Source organism: Roseburia hominis A2-183 (genome assembly GCF_000225345.1).
Classification (GTDB): Bacteria; Bacillota; Clostridia; order Lachnospirales; family Lachnospiraceae; genus Roseburia; species Roseburia hominis.
The window spans coordinates 3,050,416-3,071,366 of sequence record NC_015977.1 but is presented as its reverse complement, the minus strand read 5'-3'; the positions used below and the strand labels follow the sequence as shown (position 1 = coordinate 3,071,366).

The window sequence follows — 20,951 nt, the reverse complement described above, 5'->3', positions numbered from 1 at the left end:
GAGTGTTATACTATCACGTAGTAATGGAAACTATATAATATAGTTCGGCGATAATCAAAACAGTCAGATTGTCATAAGATGATAGACAAAACAAGGAAAATGTATATCGGGTGGCAACACTTAAAATGCATTGCATATGTAAAAAAAGAGCAGTATTCCTTATACTTTCATCTTAGAAAAGAATTAGTGTGTATGGAAGAAAACGGAGGATTAAGTGATGGCAAATTTAGCACAGTCAGTAGAGAGAAAGGCATTCAGCGTGGCGATTGATGCAGCATTGAAGCATCTGAATAAGGATCGTGAAAAAGGCCTGCTTCAGATTGTTGATCTTGCAGAAAAGTTCATGGGCGATAACTTCCGTAAGGAAGCGTATGACGGAGCCAGAAAGATGATTCAGGATCCGGACAATAAATGGATGCATTATGTAAATCGTCTTCTGGATGAGACCGATCCCCATGTAGCAAAGATGACAGCATTAAATCTGGGATATCAGGCAGCATTTGTGGGAACGAAGACGATTCGTAAGATGAGGGAAGTACATAACTGTAACATCCCGTGGCTGATCTTAATGGATCCGACCAGTGCATGTAACCTGCGCTGCACCGGCTGCTGGGCTGCTGAGTACGGACACAAGCTCAATCTTACGTTTGATGAGCTTGACAATATCGTGACACAGGGTAAGGAGCTTGGTATTTACTTTTATATGATGACCGGTGGTGAGCCGTTAGTCAGAAAAGACGATATCATTAAGCTCTGTGAGAAGCACAACGAGTGTGCATTTCACTGCTACACAAACGGAACTCTCGTAGACCAGGCATTCTGTGACGAGATGAAGCGTGTCGGCAACCTGTCCTTATCCATCAGCCTTGAGGGATTTGAGGAGGCCAATGATTTCCGCCGCGGCGAAGGTGTATTTGACAAGGTTCTTCATGCAATGGATCTGCTTCATGAGAACGGGCTGATCTTCGGTAACAGCGTATGCTACACCAGCAAGAACATGGATGCCGTTACATCGGATGAGTTCTTTGATCTTCTGATCGAGCACGGGAGCCGTTTCGCATGGTACTTCCATCTGATGCCGGTAGGTATGAAGGCTTCACCGGAACTGATGCCGACCAGAGAACAGAGAGAATATATTTACCACAGAATCCGTGAGGTACGTGGATTTACAGGCGGTAAAGAGATCTTCGTTATGGACTTCCAGAACGATGGAGAGTATGTTGGCGGATGTATCGCCGGAGGAAGAAACTACTGCCACATCAACCCGAAGGGTGATGTTGAGCCGTGTGTATTTATTCACTATTCAGGAGCAAATATCCGTGAGAAGTCTCTGTTAGAGTGTTTACAGCAGCCGCTGTTCATGGCGTACAGAGACGGTCAGCCGTTCAATGAGAACATGCTTCGTCCATGTCCAATGTTAGAGAATCCGGAGCTGCTCCAGAAGATGGTACACGAGAGCGGTGCACACTCAACGGATGTTGAGGAGGCGGAGCCGGTAGAGCATCTTTGCGGAAAATGTATGGAGTATGCATGCCAGTGGAAAGAGACAGCAGATAAGCTGTGGGCAGAGCATCCGTACCAGCAGAAGGGCTACACCAACTTTAAGAAAAAATAAGGGGCGATCGTTATCAGCAAGGCGAAAAAACAGATCTTAAAATGGGCATTGGTACTTGTCATCATCGGAATCATTGTTTATACATTCCGGGATTCAGCAGGACCGATCTTAGAACAATTAGAAAAAACGACACCGGCGGTCATTGCAGGCATCTGTGCAATGACTGTCGTGTATCACTGTGTCGAGGGCGTGATTACCACGCTGCTTGCAAAACAATATAATCGTGAATTCACATTAGGCATGGGTATTACCAATGCCTTTTTGTGCTCTTTTTACCGCGTGGCGACACTTGGCAGCGGAGCAGGGGTTGCCGCGATTGTCTATCTGGGAGAGCACGGTATAGAGTATTCCAAGAGCTTCGGAATGTATATGCTGCAGTACGCGTTTCATAAGATCAGTATCGCGTTTTTCTCAATGATTCTGTTCGCACTGAACTGGAATTATATGCGGGTACATTTTGGGGAGTATATGTGGCTGCTGTTGGCGGGATATCTTGTAACGCTGATCATCACCGTGGTTTTAATTCTGTTCAGCTGTTCCAGGCAGTTTCACCGCATGTTGCTTTGGGTGGTGGATTTCTTCAATGGAAAGACGAAAGGGCGGTTTGATCCGCAGGCAGCAATGCTTCATGACCAGTGCCAGATGTTGGAGGATGCATCCAGACAGTTGATGGGAGAGAAGCGGCTGGTTGCGGGTGCAGTGGGATTGAACCTCATCAAGTTCGCATTCTGGTATTCCATCCCGTATCTGATCTTTCTGGGGCAGGGGGAGATTACGCTCCCGCAGACGATGGCGGTCACATCGCTTTCTGTCATGCTTGCGGCAGTCATTCCGTCACCGGCGGGAATCGGCTCTACCGAGTTCGTCTTTACTGCACTCTTTTCCGGAATTGTCGGAACCGGACTGGCAGGCTCCGCGTCGCTTCTGTACCGCTTCGGTACCTTCGTATTCCCGTTTCTGGTGGGGGCGGTTGTGGTCATCATACGCCGCATCTACCTCAAAAAAACGGGACAAGCCAAACGATAGCGCCGCCTGTGATATGAGGCTGGTACACAGGGCGGAGAATAGACTGGCAGTGATACGATAACAGTAAGTACAGCAGAGTTCCAGAATAGAAACAGTGCGTAGGAATTCGGATCGCAAAATACGGAATTTCTAACTCTGCCGCTTTTTACATCTGTGATGATCCGTGTTTTTCCAAGTTTTGAGCACTCCGCGGGTGTGTCCGCAGGCCGACAGACAATTTAAGGACTTTTGTGTGTTCCTTACATCACCAATGAACAAAACATAACCGCGCGAAGCCGATGTCTGAATTGGCATCTGCCTTATTTTCAATAGCAGATGCCAACGAGTTTCGGTTCGCGCGGTTTTATATTGTCTGTGAAGCGGTGATGTTAGGAACACTAAAAAGTCCGCTCATTGTCTGCGGCGTGTCGGACACATCCCGCGGATTGTCAAAACGTGGAAAGACACGGAATTGGATATAAAAAGCGGCAGAGAAGAAATTCTCGCATTTTGTTCCAACGAATATCCTATGCACTGTTTCTATCTGGAACTTTATTGCATCTTACATTTTATTGTGACCGGCAATCTATTCTCCGCCCTGTGTGCGAGCCTCATTTTGCGCCTCTTTTGAAAAGTTTAAGGTTTGGGAAATTGACAAACGCACAAGTCATGATAAAATTAACGTTGGCATGCAAAAAATATGTAAAGAAAGCGTAAATAAGGAAACATATGAAAATAAAATTATATTTTGACAAGGGTAATTTGGGCAGACTTGCGGTGGCGATGATCTTTGCCGCGGTATTGTTCTGGAAAATCGGCTTTTCGGTGTGGGCGCTGCCGGTATTCGGAGCGTGCTACTTCCTATTTAAGAGCCTGGAGGTGGAACTGTCAGAGAAGATCCCGTGGGTCTGGACCGGACTGATGATCGGCGCCAGCAGTATTTTCACGGCGTATCATGTGCAGTATCTGCTGCTGGATGCAGAGCTTCGCGCCAAGATCACACAGCCGAAGATGCTGCTCAATATCTTGTGCTGTCTGGTGGTATTTCTGGCGGTACAGGTTTTTACCAATAATACGGGACTTACCTGCATGATTTCCCACATTTTTCTGGTGTCATTGGCGGGAATCAACTATTTCGTATATCTGTTCCGCGGGAACGAATTTATTTTCAGCGACCTGAAATCCATCCAGACCGGACTTTCGGTGGCGGGCAATTATGAGTTCGTGATGGATGACCGGGCGGGCTATGTGATTCTGATTTCCACGCTCTATGTGGCGCTGATCCGCAAGCTTCACGTTTCCTTTAAAAAGAGAGTGCCGATGGCGATCATCTGTATCTCTCTTGCCGTGCTGAGCGGCGTGTATATCGGTCATAAGACGGAGTACATAGTGACAGAGACCTGGGAGCAGAAAGGAAGCTACCGCAACGGATATATTCTGAATTTTGTGCTGAGTGTAAGAGATTGTTTTATCGCTGCGCCCGACGGGTATTCCAGTGAGGCGGTGAAAGCGCTGGAAGAACAGTATTCTGGCGGTGATAGCGGCGGGAAGAAGCAGGGAGAGAAAGACGCTGCCTCGGCATATGCGGATGTGGCGGCTGATCCGGGAGAAAAGCCGGCCATTATCGTGGTCATGAGCGAGTCGTATGCGGATCTTTCGGTGGTGGGAGATTTTTCCACGAATATTGATGTGGCGCCTTATTTCCACTCCCTGAAGGAGAATGCCATTCACGGATATGCGCTGTCTTCCGTGTTCGGTGCGAAGACGCCGAATTCGGAGTGGGAGTTTATGACCGGGAACTCCATGGCATTTCTGCCGAGCGGTTCCGTGGTATACCAGCAGTATATTTCCAAGACGCCGACCTCGATTGTGTCCAACTTAAAGAACGACGGTTATACCTGTGTGGCAATGCATCCGTACTATGAGACCGGATGGAGCCGCAATGCAGTGTATCCGGATCTCGGGTTTGATGAGACACATTTTATCGACGATTTTGACCAGACGAAGCTTCTGCGGGAATATATTACCGACCGGGAACTGTATGAGAAAATCATTGACCGCTATGAGAGCCGTGCGGCGAATGAGGATCTGTTCATCATGAGCATTTCCATGCAGAACCATGGCGGTTATACGGAAAAGTACGATAATTTTGATGAGAAGGTACGCCTGCTGGGCTTAAACTATCCGGATGTCAATCAGTATCTCTCTCTGGTGCACGAGAGTGATTCGGCGTTGGAGTATCTGATCTCCTATTTTCAAAATGTGGATGATCCGGTGGAGATCGTATTTTTCGGCGATCACCAGCCGAGCCTTTCGTCCAGCTTTTATCCGAACTTAAACGGCAAGGGACTTTCGGGACTGACCGAGGATGAACTGGAAGATCTGTATACGATACCGTTTTTCATCTGGACGAACTATGAGAGCACGGAGGTGGAACTGCCGGTCACCAGCATCAATTATCTCTCGACGCTGGCACTGGAGAGGGCAGGAATAGAGCTTCCGGCGTACAATCAGTTCCTCGCGGACATGATGGAGACCATTCCGGCAATCAATTCCAGAGGCTATTATTCCAAGTCTGCCGGAGGATTTTTGCATATCGAGGAAGCGACGGGGGAGGAAGCGGACTGGATCCGGAACTATAATATTTTGCAGTACAACAACATGTTTGACAAAAAGGAAAAGAGTGAAGTATTCTTTCCTTATCTGAAATAGTATCAGGAAAGCAACAGAGATGTAGCTTTTTAGCGGGCAATGTGTGTAAGAAAAATGTGGAGGCAAAAAAATGGAGAGAGTGACACTTGGAAAAACAGGGATTACCGTCAATAAGAACGGGTTTGGCGCACTTCCGATCCAGCGGATCAGCACGGAGGATGCCGTGAAGCTGGCGCGAAAGGCATATGATGCCGGCATCACTTTTTTTGATACCGCGCGGTTCTACACGGACAGCGAGGAGAAGCTTGGCGAAGCGTTTGAGGGCATGCGGGAAAAAGTCTATATTGCGACGAAGACGGCGGCTGCCAATGCGGATGAATTCTGGGAGCAGCTTGGCATTTCCCTGCACAATCTGCGCACGGATTACATTGACATCTATCAGTTCCACAATCCATCCTTCTGCCCGAAGCCGGGCGACGGAACCGGACTTTACGAGGCGATGCTGGAAGCGAAGGCACAGGGAAAAATCCGCCACATCGGTATCACGAACCACCGGCTTGCCGTGGCAGATGAGGCGATCGAGTCAGGACTTTATGAGACGCTTCAGTTCCCGTTCTGCTATCTGGCGACAGAGAAGGACATCGAGCTGGTGGAGAAGTGTAAGCAGGCGGGAATGGGATTTATTGCAATGAAAGCGCTCTCGGGAGGATTGATCAACAATTCGGCTGCAGCGTACGCGTTTGAGGCACAGTATGAGAATGTGCTGCCAATCTGGGGCGTGCAGAGAGAGCGGGAACTGGACGAGTTCATTTCCTACATTGAACATCCGCCGGTCATGACGGAGGAGATCGCAGCGGTGATCGAGCATGACAGAAAAGAACTCTCGGGCGAATTCTGCCGTGGCTGCGGTTACTGCATGCCATGTCCTGCCGGAATTGAGATCAACAACTGTGCGAGAATGTCCCTGATGCTGCGCCGCGCGCCGTCGGAGGCACAGCTGACGCCGGAGATGCAGGCGAAGATGAAAAAAATTGAGGGCTGCCTGCACTGTAACAAATGCAAGAGCAAATGTCCGTACGGACTGGACACACCGGCACTGCTTGCGAAGAATTACGAAGATTACAAGCGGGTACTGGCGGGAGAAGTCAGCGTAAAATAAGAGATGCGCAGACATGCAGAACGACATGCAATGCGCGTAATGCACACGTGAGGCGAAGAGGAGTGGGAGAATGAAGAAATACGAGACAGTCATTTTTGATCTGGATGGAACACTTTTGTATACACTGGAGGATCTGACAAAAGCGACAAACTATGCGCTGCGCAGGATGAATATGCCGGAGCGCACACTGGATGATGTGCGCCGGTTTGTCGGAAACGGTGTGGCGCGCCTGATCGAGCTGGCGGTTCCGGAGGGAACGGCACCGGAAGTCTTTGAGCAGACGCTTGCGATTTTCCGGGAGTATTATGATATTCACTGCAATGACAATACAAAAGCCTATGACGGAGTGATTGATCTGCTCCGGGAACTGAAGGCGGACGGATATGCGCTTGCGATCGTGTCGAACAAGCCGGATTCTGCGGTGAAGGAACTGGCGGAGATTTATTTTGAGGGAATTGTGAAAGTGGCAATCGGCGAGAGTGCCGGAGTGGCGAAAAAACCGGCGCCGGATACGGTCTATGCGGCATTAAAGGAGCTTGGCATGCCAAAGGAGGGCGCCGTGTATGTCGGAGATTCCGAGGTGGATGTGATGACAGCGAAAAATTCCGGTCTGCCGTGCATTTCCGTCCTGTGGGGATTCCGGGAGGAAGCGTTCTTAAAAGAACATGGTGCAGATCATTTTGTCCGCGAACCGGAGGAGATCAGAGATTTCCTGAATGCGTAGGTCTGTTGAGAAATGTTTCACTTTTGGTAAGGAAGTACCATTGCATGATTTTTGTACATAAAGTACAATAAAAATAATGAGAAACACAGAAGAGTTGTGCGGAATCACAACAAGGAAGGCGGCATGGTATGAACAGAAGAAGTGTGAAACATACGTTAACGATGACCTGTCTGATGCTGGTATTACTGGCATCCCTGTTGCTTGGGGCAACTTCCATTTTCAGTATCCGGAATACGACCAATATGGCGCTGACGGAATATGAAAGTGCGATGGATTCCGGTTACAACACAGAGATCAAGTCTGAGGTCCAGACGGTGATTGCTGTGCTGCAGGCAGAATATGATAAGAGCCAGGCAGGGGAACTGACAGAGGAAGAAGCGAAAGCAGAAGCGAAGGAGATCGTCCGCGCCATGCGTTACCGCGATGACAGAAGCGGATATTTCTGGATTGATGATACGGATTACAATCTGGTAATGCATCCGATTCTGGCGGAGCAGGAAGGAAATAACCGCTACGATCTGGAGGATCAGAATGGTGTCATGATCATCCAGGAGATTATGAAGGTCTGTAACAGTGCCGATGGAGGCGGATTCAATGAATTTTACTTTACGAAGGCTGACGGTGTGACGGTTGCGCCGAAGGTAGCATATTCCGAGTTGTTTGCACCGTGGGGATGGGCAGTCTCCACCGGTAACTACGTCGATGACATGCAGGTAGAGATGACGGGTGTGGAAGGACGCATCAACCAGAAGTTCGAGGTTCTCTGCATTGTGATAGTCATAATGATGGCTGTTATGCTTGTGATGGCGTTCGTGTGGGCGAGAATCTATGCGGCGAAGCTCTGCAAGCCGCTGGTGGAGATCCAGGGGCTGGCATCCAGACTTTCCGACGGAGATCTGACAACGACCGTGAACGTAAGGGAGAAGAACGAGCTGGGAGACACGGCAGAGGCACTCAATGCCGCGCAGAAGCAGATTGTTTCCCTGATAGGAAGCATCAGCACGGCATCAACAGATCTGCGGAATGCACTGCAGTCGTTTACTGGTAATTTCTCCTCGATGCAGGAGTCCATCGGAAACGTTGCGGTTGCCGTCAATGAGATTGCGGAAAACAGCACGACGCAGGCAGGATCCACGACGGAAGCGTCCAACGGTATCATGACGATCGCGGAAGGCATCGAGAAGATCTCCAGCGAGATGGAAGAACTGGTCGGCAATGCCAATCAGATGCAGGAGTATTCCGATAAGTCGCTCGCTAAGCTTCGTGAATTGATCGATACGAACAATAAGACAGAGGCGGATATCGAGTCGATGTATACACAGACGGAGAGTACCAATGCATCCGTCAATAAGATCAGCAAGGCGGCGACGCTGATCAGTGAGATCGCAGATCAGACGAATCTGCTTTCACTGAATGCTTCGATCGAGGCGGCGCGCGCGGGAGAAGCCGGACGCGGATTTGCGGTAGTTGCGGAAGAGATCGGAAGTCTTGCGACACAGTCGGCAGATACAGCGCATGAGATTAACGACATTATCGGAGAGCTGACAGAGAATTCCGAGAAGTCGATGGGCATTATGGTACAGATGAATGATGCGTCGAAGCAGCAGGTAGAGGCGCTGAATCATACCAGCGAGATGTTTCTGGATATGCAGAAGGCACTGGAGGCGTGCACGAATTCCATCCGCGTGGTGACGGATATGATCCGCACTGCGAATGAGGAGCGTGAGAAAGTTACCCAGAGCATCGAGGTGCTGACGCATCTTGCGACAGATAATGCGGCATCCACGGAGGAGACTTCCAGTATGACAACTGAGCTGGAGGGAACGGTGGAGCGCTCCAGTGGAATGATCGAGAAGCTGGAGGGCGACATGAAAGTGCTTGCAGACAGCATGGAGCATTTCCGGTTGTAGGAAGACTGCGGCAAGAATACAAATGATAAGATGAGAATGAAAGCGGGCGTGTCAGAAACTGACACGCCCGTAATTTCATGTCTGCAGATATTCTGCGAATGTGAATATATACTGGGTACGAATAGGGAAAAAACCTTTTATATTTCACATGCGGCATCATATGCTGATTTAATGGCATGATCGATATTGCTCGGACGCTCTCCGGCACAATCGCCAATATAATGAAGCGGGAGCGGACAAGCCGAAAGATCCGGAAGATTCTTTCTTGCACCAACAGCCATTACAACGAAATCCGATCTGATCTCTAAGACCGAGGTTTTTTCATTTTCTGTTTTCTCAACAATAACTGCATGGTCATTGATCTCTGATAGTTTTGCAGAGGTAAGGATCTGGACATTGGAATGCTCTAATTCACTCATCAAAGTTGGGAGAATCGTGCTGCTTTCTTCCTTTGCAATCTGATCCATCATTTCAATAATTGTAACGTTACATCCGCGGGCAGCAAGGTATTCCGCAGTTTCAACACCTACAAGACCACCGCCGATGACAGATACGTTGCCGAATACAATTTCTTTTTTAGCAAGAATATCCCATGCACTTGTAACGATTGGAAGATCTTTGCCCGGAACGGGAATGATTGCATTCGTTGCACCTGTTGCAACAATTACTTCATCAAACGAATCATAGTCTTTTCCGGTAAATTCCTGACCCAGACGGAATGTCACTGATAATTCGGGAAGCACGTTAAGATAGTAGTTAATGCTTCTCATCATTTCTTCTTTTCGGGGTGGAACGCTGGCAATAAGAAGCTGACCACCGATCTGGAGTGACTTTTCAAATATAGTTACCTGATGGCCTCTCAGAGCGGCGACACGTGCTGCTTCAAGTCCTGCAATTCCTGCACCGATAATTGCAATTCGCTTTGCTGTGACTGCAGGAGTAATCTGACGGCTTGTCTCATAACCATTCTCGGCATTTAATACACAGCTTAGGAATGCACGGTTTTGGATATTGTCTGTACATCCTTTATTACACATCATACATGTTCTGACATCGCAGCAGTGTCCATCGGCACACTTGTTTGCAAAATCAGGATCGGTAAGCAGTGAACGCCCGAGTGCAACGATGTCAGCAGAGCCATTTGTAATAACGGCTTCAGCAGCTTCTGGTGTTACAATACGACCAACCACGGATACGGGAATGGAAACGAGTTCCTTGATTTTTTTAGAGTATGAAACCATAAAACCATATGGCTGTGTCCCCATAGCAGGAATGGTATCCCCCATATTTCCGGTGTGGTTAGCCTGCGCGACATGCAATGTGTCAACACCGGCAGCTTCTAATTCTTTTGCAAAAATGCAGGCCTCATCAAGTGGAAGACCACCTTTTCCCCGAAAGCCGTTATCTCCAAGAGGAGTTACGATTGGAAGCTTGTAGTCGATAACCATATCTGGGACAATTGCTTTTAAACGTCGTACAAGAGTTAAGGCGAAACGTGTACGGTTTGCAAGGTCTCCGCCATATTCATCTGTTCTGTGATTTAAAATAGGAGAGCAGAGCGATCCGACAAGGCGGTCTCCATGTACTTCGATACAGTCAACGCCTGCTTTGTGGGCTAAAACAGCACAATTTTCCATGTGCTTAATAATTTCATCCAGTTCTTCCGCAGTTACTTCATTTACAAAGTGCTGCATATCATGGTGAAGTTTGGCTCTTGCCTCCTGCATTTTTCCCTGGTGAAACATTTCGTTTAAAGCTGCGACGTTATAGTCTGGATGGAACAGCTGGATTCCAAGCTTTGCACCGTATTTATGACATGCATCGGCAAGCCGCTGGAAGCCTTCTGCCTGTTGAGGAGAGTAAAGTTTTGGTGTAGGAGAGAATGTTGAAAGAGGAGCAACGTCTCCAATGACAATGTATCCAACACCACCTTTTGCAAGGCGCTCATAGAAACGAAAACTCTGTTCGCCGATAGATCCATCTTTTTCTTCGTATCCTGTTGTAAGTGGGGGAAACATAATACGGTTTTTAAATTCAATGTTTCCAACTTTAATGGGCTCTAATAATTTCATTGTGCACACATCCTTTCAAAGTGATTATCTTATTTCAATGGTGTTAAAAACTCTAATATGAGCCTGTCTAATTCAGCTCTTGCAGAACCGCTTGCAAAGTTGTGATTTGCGCCTTCAATTGTTTTGTAACTGCATTTGCCATTATAGAGTGCTTCATATCGATGACAGGTAGCATCATCTACCAGATCGTCTGCCGTTCCTCTGATAAGAAGAACAGCACCTGTATATCCCGCTGCGGATGAAAACGGTTCATACTGATATAAATCATGGTTAAAAGAAGTAGGGAAGCAAAGCCCTTCTATATCTGCTTTTGTGATTCCCTGTGCTTCCATTGCCTCGGCGCGGTCTTTACATCCAAACCACATGCCGGCTCCCGGGCACATGAGTATGAGAGCATGTGGATTAACGATAGGCGCAGCAGTGGCAGCTGCATAGCCGCCCATGCTCTGGCCTGATAAAATAATTTTATCAGGATTGGCAAAATCCTGCTGTTTTGTCCAGTTTATAATATCTTCGATATCATGTAAGATACCGGTGAATGTCATGTCCTCGAACTCACCGTCGCTTTCGCCATTTCCGTATAAATCAAAGCGGACGCTGGCAAATCCGTTTTCAGCCAGAAATCTGGCTGTGTGGGTATAGATATTTTTGTATCCGCTTTTATTTCCGGTAAATCCGTGTACGTTAATGATGGCGGGGAAGCGCGAGCCTTCATCCGGAATATTTACAATTCCGCGTAAGACATGACCTGAGCGGTTTGTTATTTCAACTTGTTTTGTCAATGCAAGATACCTCGGTTTCTGAAGTTATTCTGCGTTTGCAGCATTTCGTTTGTCTGATAAATTCTGTAACATTTCAGCTGTTTTCTCTTTTGTAAGAGGGTATACAAACTTTAATACAAGTACAGCTAATAAGTACCCGGCTACATATAATCCGGTATATGTTTTCCAGAGACGTCCGGAGAATGCTTCGCTCTGAACGGCCTCATTTACGTTAAAGCCTGCGATTGCAAGTGCAAAGCTGCTCATACTTCCGGATACGGCATTAGCAAGCTTACGGAAAAATGTATATGCAGAGTACACGATACCTTCGTTACGTTTTCCGGTCTGAAGTTCCTGATAGTCAATTGCGTCATTTACAAGGGCCCAGACTAATACCTGGAAACCGCTGACACCAAGATAACAGATTCCGTTGATAATAATAAAGAGCATTGGGTTCTCAAGAGGGAAAAAGAATAAAATAGCATAAACAACAACTGAGAAAGTTGCACTATACATAATCCATTCTTTCTTTCCAAATTTCTTTGCAACAAATTTTGTCCCAATGAATGCGATAAGCGACCAGATAACGCTTAACATGCCTGAAACTGCCATAATGGCGACATTTCCGAAATAGTCACGGAATAAGTAGGTATTTAAGCCGTTTACCATACCGGCACCAACGATACCAATAAAGCTGGATAACATAACACCAAGTAAAGCTTTGTTTTTGGAGATGGCTTTCAGCACGTCTAAATAGTTAAGCTTCTCTTTTTCTTTGGCAACTGGCTCGGTGATAATACGCTCCTTGCACCAGTGTGATGTAAACATAAGGCAGATGAAACCGATAACAGCACAGATGGCTGCCATAATAAGGAAGTGGCTTGGTACAGGCTGGTTGTCTTTGTATAAGAATAATGGACCGGCAATAACGATGACGGTCATAAAGATTGTGCCGCCAAGACTTCTGAAGCGTGAAAGGTCGGTCCGTTGGTTTACATCATCTGTCATAACACTTGAAAGACTTCCAAATGGTACGCTTACACATGTGTACATAATTTCATATACAACATATGTGATGAACATGTAAGCAAGACGGGCACCATAAGCAAAATTACTTACGTTGACGAAGCCTAAGATACAAAGGACTGCGGTTGGAAAAGCAAAGAATTTAATCCACGGAATGAATTTGCCCTTACCCTTGTTCTGGTGACTGTCAACAAGTGCACCGATTAATGGATCGTTTATGGCATCCCAAAGCTTTGTGATAAGCATAAGGATTCCTACGTGCACCGGGTTGACCTTCAGCACCAGGGTATAAAAAATAGCAAGATACATGGCTCGGAACTGTTCTGTACAGCAACATCCCAAATCGCCAAGAGTGTAACCGATTTTGTCCTTCATGGAAAATGGTCTTGTTTCTTTCATAATAAAATACCTCTCGTTTTTGTGTTGTTTTGGTAGCTACATGTTCATTATATGGGGATTAGAGAGATAAACATATACAAAAATTGCTTGCAAACTATGGAAAATTGATGTATTGTATAAATTGACAAAATGAACAAAAATATGGATGCTGGAATGTGCAAAATTAACATATGAAAAAACAGAGTTATGAGATGGAATATATAAAAATAGAAGATAGCGGACAGCGCAGTTTTGGACAGAAGAAAAACCATACAATTATTTTTGTGACAGGTGGTATGGGATATTTACGTCAGGAAAATGAAAAGGCGGTCTGTACCATGGAGGACTTAATATTTATTAAGCCTGGCAATAAAGTGAAGATTGAATATCGAAAAAACAAATATCCGTTAGAACTATATGTGCTCTATGTGGGAACAGAGTTATTGCAGAGCTTATCAGATGAAAATACAAGACTTGACGAGGCATTTGATATCGTTCCCTTTCAGGTTAAGACAGTTCATTCTGAGAGTGAATCTGCCATGCTTATAAAGAATATTTCCAAAAAGCTGTATTCAATGCTTAAGGAATCTCCTAAATTTGCGCACACATTGTATGAGAAAAGCCTACTGACAATGCTTCTGGTACTTGCGTTGCGGTCGTCTGTCAAGGAGGACGTACAGCTAAAATTAAATAAGAAAAAGCATGTTGTAATGGATGATATTTTCATATATATAAGAGAACACCTGACAGAAGATATATCATTGGAGCGCCTGGAAAACGAGTTTTATGTAAGCCGCTATCATATTGTGAGAGAATTCAAGAAGATGACAGGCGAAACGCCACATTCATATATTGTAAAGAGCAGACTGGATCTGTGCAGACACTATATAGAACAGGGAAAAAGTATCCGTGAGGTTTATGAACTTGGAGGATTTGGCGGATACAATCATTTTTTCAGGGCATTTAAGAAAGAGTATGGTGTTACTCCAATGCAATATTATAAAAATCTGCAGATCGATAGGAATGAAAGATAAATTGATAAAAACAGCAGTATCATGTTTGAAATAATGCAATGGGTAGCGGACAGTTTCCCGAATAAATTTTTCAGTTTTCCCATATACTAACTCCCAAGCTAATATATAGCAAATAAGAGAGGCTTTATCTACAGAGATGGAAACAGACAAAGCGCTCTTGCGAAAATAAAGCATTGGAGGAAAATTTATGAAAGCAACGGGAATCGTGCGTAGAATAGATGATCTGGGCAGAATTGTGGTGCCCAAAGAAATCCGCAGAACGCTTCGCATACGTGAGGGAGATCCGCTTGAGATATTTACCGACCGTGAGGGAGAGATTATTTTAAAAAAATATTCGCCCATCGGAGAATTGAGCCAGTTTGCCGGGGAATACGCCGAGAGTCTGGCGCACACGACGGGATATCTGGTGCTGATCACGGACGGGGATCATGTGGTCGCGGCGTCCGGCAGTGGCAAGAAGGATTTTGAGGGCAAGCCCATCAGCGGACAGTTGGAGGAGATCATCGGTGAGCGGAAAAGTCTGGTAGCTTCTGACGACGAAAAGGCATTTGTAAAACTGACGGCGGACGATGCCGGCGAGTACAGACAGCAGGCAATCAGCACGATTATCTGTGAGGGGGACGCCATTGGCGCAGTGATCCTCTGCTCACGGGAAGAACGGGAGAAAATGGGAGAGACAGAGAGCAAACTTGCGGCGGCGGCGGCAGGCTTTCTGGGCAGACAGATGGAACAGTAGAACAGAACTGGAAAAAGGCATCTGAAACAGTGTGTTTCAGGTGCCTTTTTGGGCATATGCCTTGAAAGAAGCCGGGAGACATGGTAATCTCATAAAGCAAATGAGTTTCATGGAAAGTTAGAAAGGTGGAAACATATGAGCGAAAAACCTGACGTGACGATGGGGGAAATGACCAAAGCAGATGGAAAGTCTGGCAGGAAGGTGCCGAAAAAAATCATATGGACGATCGGCGTAGTGGCTGTGGCGGCAATTATTTTGATCATTGGAATTTGCAGCGGAGCATTTTTGAGCAGAAGTAACAGGATTCTGCTTGCAGCAAGAAATACCATAAAAGATCTGCCCACGGTTGTTGAGAATAGGAATGCTGCAGATATTATAGCATCCGGGAAATATACGATTGGTGTAAAAGGGGCTGTCAGGGGAAAAGACTTTGATGGAACGTTTAAATACAAAGATACACAGCTGCAGGCAGGGGGAACGATTTCACTTTTCGGTAGGGAGAATCTGGATTTTCTGGCAAACCTGGATGATGAGCAGCTCTGCGCAAGCATCCCGATGCTTACAGATAATCTGCTGGTATACAATTACAAAGAAGAGAAAGACGGCTACATAGTGGATCTTCTGGGAGCGGATGGGGTTGCATCGATCGATGCGGCACTTCGTGAACTTACCTCGAAAGAAGAACAGAACAGAGCGGCGCAGGAGATCCTGTCCGTAATATACGATGAGTACAAGACGCTCGATATAAAAAAAGCAGAAAAAGAAGAATTCATAGTGGACGGCAGCGCCAGAAAATGTAACGGGTATGAATTTACCGTCACAGAGGATGAACTTCTGCAGGTAATGGATGGAGTGAAGGAGGTATACGATGCGTATTACGGTGGAGCAGCAGATGCATTGAAGCTGAAGCTGGGGGAGGACTTTTCGCAGCTCAGAGATAGAGCATGCAGTATGGGGGATATCAATGTAAAAGTCTATGTGTACCAGAATAAACTGGCAGCGGTTGTTACGGAGGCGGAAAAGTCTGATACGGCATTCCGCCTGCTGTTCAAGGGAGGAGAATACAGAATGCAGAATCTGGAATTGCTCGCAGAGGATTTGGAGGGTGAGCATTCCATACTGGAACTGACAGGAAAAGCAGCAGGGGAAGAAGGGGGCTATGAGTTTTTGATTGATAATGGTGAGCATGATATAAACCTTGTGATTTCGATCAGTGGGGAGGTTCAATTTGAAAAAATGAGCGGCGACAGAATAGATGTGGGCAACATGTCTGAAGCAGATCTGAGAAAATTTATTTTGCGTACGGTTGGAACAATCATCACAAGCCACATCAGGTAACCGCAAGACGGGGATAAGAATACCAGTATCCCGGAGAGAGATGTGACAGCAGCCGGGCGTGTGAGTGGAGATGAGACTGTATTACGGTGCACGGAGATTGGAAAGATACAGAGAAGAACAAATATGGCAAAATAAAGCCAAGATGTGTAATTGTTCCACAGTATGGATCTGTCCTATAATGAGGACAAAGAAAAAAGGCGGCGTCTGACGGGGGAGAAGACGATCAGATGCTGCGGGCAGGGGGAAAACATGGAGAAGTATGGTTTTGGCGTAGATGTCGGGGGCACAAGCTGCAAACTTGGTCTGTTTACAGACAGCGGGAAACTGATGGAAAAATGGGAGATTCCAACGGATACCAGTGAACAGGGGGAACATATTATAGAACATGTGGCAGCATCACTGGAACGCAGACAGAGAGAGCGGGGGCTTGCGGATGAGCAGATCATAGGCGTCGGCATTGACACACCGGGAATTGCCGGGCGGGATGGAGTTGTCAGAGGCGCTGTGAATCTGGGATGGGAGGCATGTCCGGTGCAGGAGCAGTTAAAGATGCGCCTGCAGAAAAAGGTCTGTGTCTGCAACGACGCAAATGCGGCGGCTCTCGGAGAACTGTGGCAGGGCGGCGGCAGGGGGTACCGCGATATGGTGATGGTAACGCTTGGAACAGGCGTGGGCGGAGCGGTCATCCTGAATGGAAAAGTGCTCGCAGGCGCCCATGGAATCGCGGGCGAGATCGGGCATATGACCGTGTTCCACAAGGAGATTGAGCGGTGTGTCTGCGGAAAATACGGGTGCGTGGAGCAGTATGCTTCCGCAAAGGGACTGATCCGCATAACGAGAAAATTATTGGAGAAAAAGGATCCCTACACGATACTCGTCGACACACCGGAACTGTCGGCAAAACAGATTCTGGATGCGGCAAAGAGAGGCGACCGTCTGGCACTGGATGCTGTGGAGGTTCTGGGAAAAGCGCTTGGAAGCGCGCTCGCAGCCGTGGCGGAAGTGATAGATCCAGAGGTCTTTGTGATCGGTGGAGGAATCGCCGGGGCGGGAGAGATCATCCTGCGTATCGTACAGAAGTATTACAGACCCGATGTACTGCCGGCAGGTGCGGACATTCCGTTTGAACTGGCACGTCTGGGAAATGATGCCGGCATGTACGGCAGCATGAAACTTCTGCTGGACACCTCAGAGGAAAAATAACTGCCGGATTTCTGAAGCATAGAATGGCATATATTTTGTATGGAGAGAGAGAAAACGATAAGTTCCAGATGCAGCCGGCAGCGACAATTCTTTGGAGTAAAATCCGAGTATTTCTTCCGTGCCACGTCGGACATCGAATTCTGTGTCTTTCCACGTTTGGACAGTTCACGGGGAGTGTCCGACAAACCGCAGACAATGAGCGGACTTTCTGGTGCCAACAAGGGGGCACACACAAAAGTCCTAAAATTGTCTGCGGATTGCGGACACACCCCGTGGAATGCTCCAAACTTGGAAAAACACAGATCATTGAGGATGTTCGACGCGGCATGGTTAGAAATACCGGATTTTGCGATCAGAATGTCGCTGCCGGCTGTATTCTGGAACTTCGTATTTTCTGACATCTCCATCATAAAACATCGTCCATTCCGGCTTCAGAAATCCGGCAGTTATTTTTGGGAGAGGGTACATGCCGGATAAACTTGTGAAACATGGCGCGACAGTGTACAATAGAGGTAATTAACGCAGAACGGAGAAGATGCAGTTTGAAATTTATACATATCGCAGACGTACATCTCGGGGTAAAGCCGGATCAGGGAAAGCCGTGGAGTGAGCAGCGGGCGCGGCAGATCTGGGATTCTTTTGCAGATGTGATCGGGGTGGCAAAAAGAGAAAAACCGGAGTTTCTGTTTGTGACGGGGGATCTTTTCCACGCACAGCCGCTCAAAAAGGAGGTGCGGGAGGTCAGCCGCCTTTTCGGAGAGATTCCGGACACACAGGTTCTTTTGATTGCCGGCAATCATGATTATCTCAGGGAAAAGTCGTATTACCTCGCGGATTTGTGGCCGGATAACGTGACAGTATTTAAGAAAGAGGAAGCGGAAGCAGTCGATTTTCCGGAATACAACACGACCGTATACGGGCTAAGCTACTGGCACAGGGAGATCCGTGACAGACGGTATGATGATCTGCGCCCTGTAAACCGCAGCAGGTGCAACATCCTGCTGGCACATGGCGGCGATGAGCGCCATATTGCGTTTTCGGCGGAGCGGATATTACAGAACGGATTTGATTATATTGCGGCGGGACACATTCACAGGAGCGGCTGGCTCATGCCGCACAAGGCGGTAATGGCGGGAAGCCTGGAGCCGACAGACTGCAACGACACCGGGCCGCACGGATACTGGATGGGAACGTTCGGTGCAGCGGGGGCAGATGTGTATTTTTATCCGCTGCGCCATTGCGAATATTGTCATGAGATGTATCAGGCAGACCGGAACACGACAGACCGTATGCTGTGGGACTGGGCAAAGGAGCTGTTGGAGCAGAGACCGGAGTATCAGTATTTCCGTCTGTATATCAAAGGGAAAAAAGATCCGGAGTATTCCTTTGATGTGCAGGAGATCGGGAAGCTCGACCGGATTGTGGATATTACAGACCAGACGGTGCCGGATTATGATTACGAGAAGCTGCTGGAGGAGCACGCGGATTCGATACTTGGGGAATACATACGCAGTATGCGAAAAAAAGAACCGGGCGTCTGCACCGCAAAGGCACTGGAGTACGGTGTGAATGCGCTGCTCGGCTATGACTGCTGACGGAATGCCTGAAGTATGACAAAAAGCAAAGGATGGGACAGACATGCAGATTGACAGAGCCGCAATTTTTCGCTTTGGAAAGCTGGCAGATAGAACCGTGGATTTTGCCCCGGGGATCAACATTGTATATGGAAAAAACGAAGCCGGTAAGACGACGCTGCACGCGTTTCTGACCGCGATGCTGTTCGGGCTGGAAAAAGGCCGGGGACGGGCAAAGGGGACGGAGGGCTATCTGCGCTATGAGCCGTGGCATGCACCGTCCTATTACAGCGGCGCGCTGCAGTTTAGCGTCGGAGGCAGACCGTTTTATCTGGAACGCAATTTTTACCATAAAGAACCGAGAGCACGCCTCTGCAATCTGGCGGACGGGGAGGAACTGTCCGTCGCGTACGGAGATCTTGGAATGCTTTTAGGAGGGGTCACCCGGGAGGCGTATGAGAACACCTGTGATATTCCGCAGTGCCGGGCGGTGACGGGAGCAGAGCTGACCGGACTTCTGGCAGAGTATCTTTCCGATATGTCGGACGGGGGCAATGCGGGAATCCGCGTGACGCGTGCGGTGGAAAAACTGGAGCAGAAAAAGAGAAGCCTGCAGTCGCAGATCAAAAGTGAACAGGAGAAGCGGGAACAACAGCTGCAGCAGCTTACCGTGGAGCGGCGCATGCTCGAGGAGGACTGCGGCAGGCTTCGTGAGCAGATCGAGAAGGCGGCAGCGGATATGCGGGCGTATGCCAGGATGCACCCGCAGGTGAGAGACGGACAGCGACCGGAAGATGCCCGAACTGCGGAAAATGCGGGGACTGCGTCAGACAGGGAAAGGAGAGCTGACGGAAACGGTTTTCCTGTGAGAAGCCTTTTTCTGGGACTGGCGGCAGCAGTGGGACTGGCAGGAAATGCATGGTGGTATCACCGCGCGGGTTATGCGCCGGAGCTGTTTGCGGCGGCGGAAGGCGTTCTTGCCATTCTGCTCGGCATCGGAGTGGCAGGCATACTGCGCCATAGGAGCGCGGGGCAGGCGCGTGCAGGAGAAAATGGGAAGGAGACGGCGGAGGCGCCAGAGAGCGCGGCAGCGGAGGACGCGGTGCGCATCCGGCTTGCGGAGTCGGAAAAGCAGAGCAGACGCTTGCTTGCAGGGTTGGAGGAAACACTCGCGGAGAAGGAAACGAGACGATGCAATCTGGCAGAACAGCTGGAAGTATGCAGCGGAGCGGGCGCACGGGAGAGAGAACTCCAGCTGGAACTTGATGCCGTCGAGATGGCAAAAAATGAGATCATCCGCCTGTCAAGGGAATACGGGGACGAGCGGAGAGATGAGATCAACAGTGTGGTATCCAGATATGTCTCTGCGATTACAGAGGGAAAATACGATCTGGCGGAAGTGGACGAAACGGGAAAGCTCCGCGTGCAGACGGAGGGAAGAGAGGTTTTGCCGGAGGCGCTCAGCAGAGGAACGCTGGAACAGTTCTATTTTGCGTTCCGCATGGCAGTCGGAAGCATTGTGACACAGGAAGAACCGCTGCCGCTGCTTCTGGATGAAACCTTTGCAATGTATGACGATGACCGTCTGCGGCAGACGCTGCGGCTGCTGGCGGCGAACGGGACGCAGACGATCCTGTTTACCTGCCAGAGACGGGAGCAGAAGCTGTTGGAGGAACTGGGAATCGCATATCACATGATAGAGTTATAGTACCGTTTACGTTGTAGGCAAAGAGGGGCAGGACGGCACAGCGTGACACGCGAGAA

The 20,951-nt window shown here is 48.1% G+C and carries 15 protein-coding genes; 12 read left to right on the top strand and 3 right to left on the bottom strand.

The window, feature by feature from the left end:
• Positions 1-217: 217 nt before the first annotated feature.
• The 6 genes from RHOM_RS13765 to RHOM_RS13740 all read left to right on the top strand — a co-directional run bounded on the left by RHOM_RS13765 (position 218) and on the right by RHOM_RS13740 (position 9,065).
• Positions 218-1,615: a radical SAM protein gene (locus RHOM_RS13765; RefSeq protein ID WP_014080911.1), complete on the top strand. Its 1,398-nt coding sequence runs from the start codon at positions 218-220 to the stop codon at positions 1,613-1,615.
• Positions 1,616-1,663: 48 nt separating this feature from the next.
• Positions 1,664-2,641, top strand: coding sequence for a lysylphosphatidylglycerol synthase transmembrane domain-containing protein (locus tag RHOM_RS13760; RefSeq protein ID WP_014080910.1), 978 nt, complete (start codon positions 1,664-1,666; stop codon positions 2,639-2,641).
• 708 nt (positions 2,642-3,349) lie between these two features.
• On the top strand, positions 3,350-5,332 hold the full coding sequence (locus RHOM_RS13755; protein WP_014080909.1) for an LTA synthase family protein: 1,983 nt from the start codon (positions 3,350-3,352) through the stop codon (positions 5,330-5,332).
• Positions 5,333-5,402: 70 nt separating this feature from the next.
• Complete coding sequence (locus RHOM_RS13750) at positions 5,403-6,431, top strand: aldo/keto reductase (protein ID WP_014080908.1); 1,029 nt, start codon at positions 5,403-5,405, stop codon at positions 6,429-6,431.
• Positions 6,432-6,501: 70 nt separating this feature from the next.
• Positions 6,502-7,155: an HAD family hydrolase gene (locus RHOM_RS13745; protein WP_014080907.1), complete on the top strand. Its 654-nt coding sequence runs from the start codon at positions 6,502-6,504 to the stop codon at positions 7,153-7,155.
• Between the two features lie 128 nt (positions 7,156-7,283).
• Entirely contained in the window at positions 7,284-9,065 is a 1,782-nt protein-coding gene (locus RHOM_RS13740; protein ID WP_014080906.1) for a methyl-accepting chemotaxis protein, read from the top strand.
• A gap of 137 nt (positions 9,066-9,202) precedes the next feature.
• Here RHOM_RS13740 and bilR read toward each other — a convergent pair whose 3' ends face one another.
• The 3 genes from bilR to RHOM_RS13725 are packed head-to-tail and all read right to left on the bottom strand — an operon-like array spanning position 9,203 to position 13,323.
• A complete protein-coding gene (bilR, locus tag RHOM_RS13735; RefSeq protein ID WP_014080905.1) occupies positions 9,203-11,137 on the bottom strand; it encodes a bilirubin reductase, long form in 1,935 nt (644 codons plus the stop codon).
• Positions 11,138-11,166: 29 nt separating this feature from the next.
• Positions 11,167-11,919 carry an alpha/beta hydrolase family protein gene (locus tag RHOM_RS13730; protein WP_014080904.1) on the bottom strand — a complete coding sequence of 251 codons (753 nt, stop codon included), beginning with the start codon at positions 11,917-11,919 and terminating at the stop codon, positions 11,167-11,169.
• 24 nt (positions 11,920-11,943) lie between these two features.
• The gene (locus RHOM_RS13725; protein ID WP_014080903.1) at positions 11,944-13,323 is read right to left on the bottom strand and encodes an MFS transporter; all 1,380 of its coding nucleotides are present in this window, start codon (positions 13,321-13,323) and stop codon (positions 11,944-11,946) included.
• A 170-nt stretch (positions 13,324-13,493) separates the two neighbouring features.
• Here RHOM_RS13725 and RHOM_RS13720 point away from each other — a divergent pair, with 170 nt between their 5' ends.
• From RHOM_RS13720 to RHOM_RS13690, 6 genes are all read left to right on the top strand, one after another.
• Complete coding sequence (locus RHOM_RS13720; protein WP_014080902.1) at positions 13,494-14,336, top strand: helix-turn-helix domain-containing protein; 843 nt, start codon at positions 13,494-13,496, stop codon at positions 14,334-14,336.
• Between the two features lie 187 nt (positions 14,337-14,523).
• Positions 14,524-15,072, top strand: coding sequence for a stage V sporulation protein T (gene spoVT / locus RHOM_RS13715; RefSeq protein WP_014080901.1), 549 nt, complete (start codon positions 14,524-14,526; stop codon positions 15,070-15,072).
• 135 nt (positions 15,073-15,207) lie between these two features.
• Positions 15,208-16,410 carry a hypothetical protein gene (locus RHOM_RS13710; RefSeq protein ID WP_014080900.1) on the top strand — a complete coding sequence of 401 codons (1,203 nt, stop codon included), beginning with the start codon at positions 15,208-15,210 and terminating at the stop codon, positions 16,408-16,410.
• A gap of 249 nt (positions 16,411-16,659) precedes the next feature.
• On the top strand, positions 16,660-17,613 hold the full coding sequence (locus RHOM_RS13705) for an ROK family glucokinase (RefSeq protein ID WP_044025060.1): 954 nt from the start codon (positions 16,660-16,662) through the stop codon (positions 17,611-17,613).
• A gap of 542 nt (positions 17,614-18,155) precedes the next feature.
• On the top strand, positions 18,156-19,208 hold the full coding sequence (locus RHOM_RS13695; RefSeq protein ID WP_014080897.1) for a metallophosphoesterase family protein: 1,053 nt from the start codon (positions 18,156-18,158) through the stop codon (positions 19,206-19,208).
• A 43-nt stretch (positions 19,209-19,251) separates the two neighbouring features.
• Positions 19,252-20,895: an ATP-binding protein gene (locus tag RHOM_RS13690; protein WP_014080896.1), complete on the top strand. Its 1,644-nt coding sequence runs from the start codon at positions 19,252-19,254 to the stop codon at positions 20,893-20,895.
• Positions 20,896-20,951: the final 56 nt, after the last annotated feature.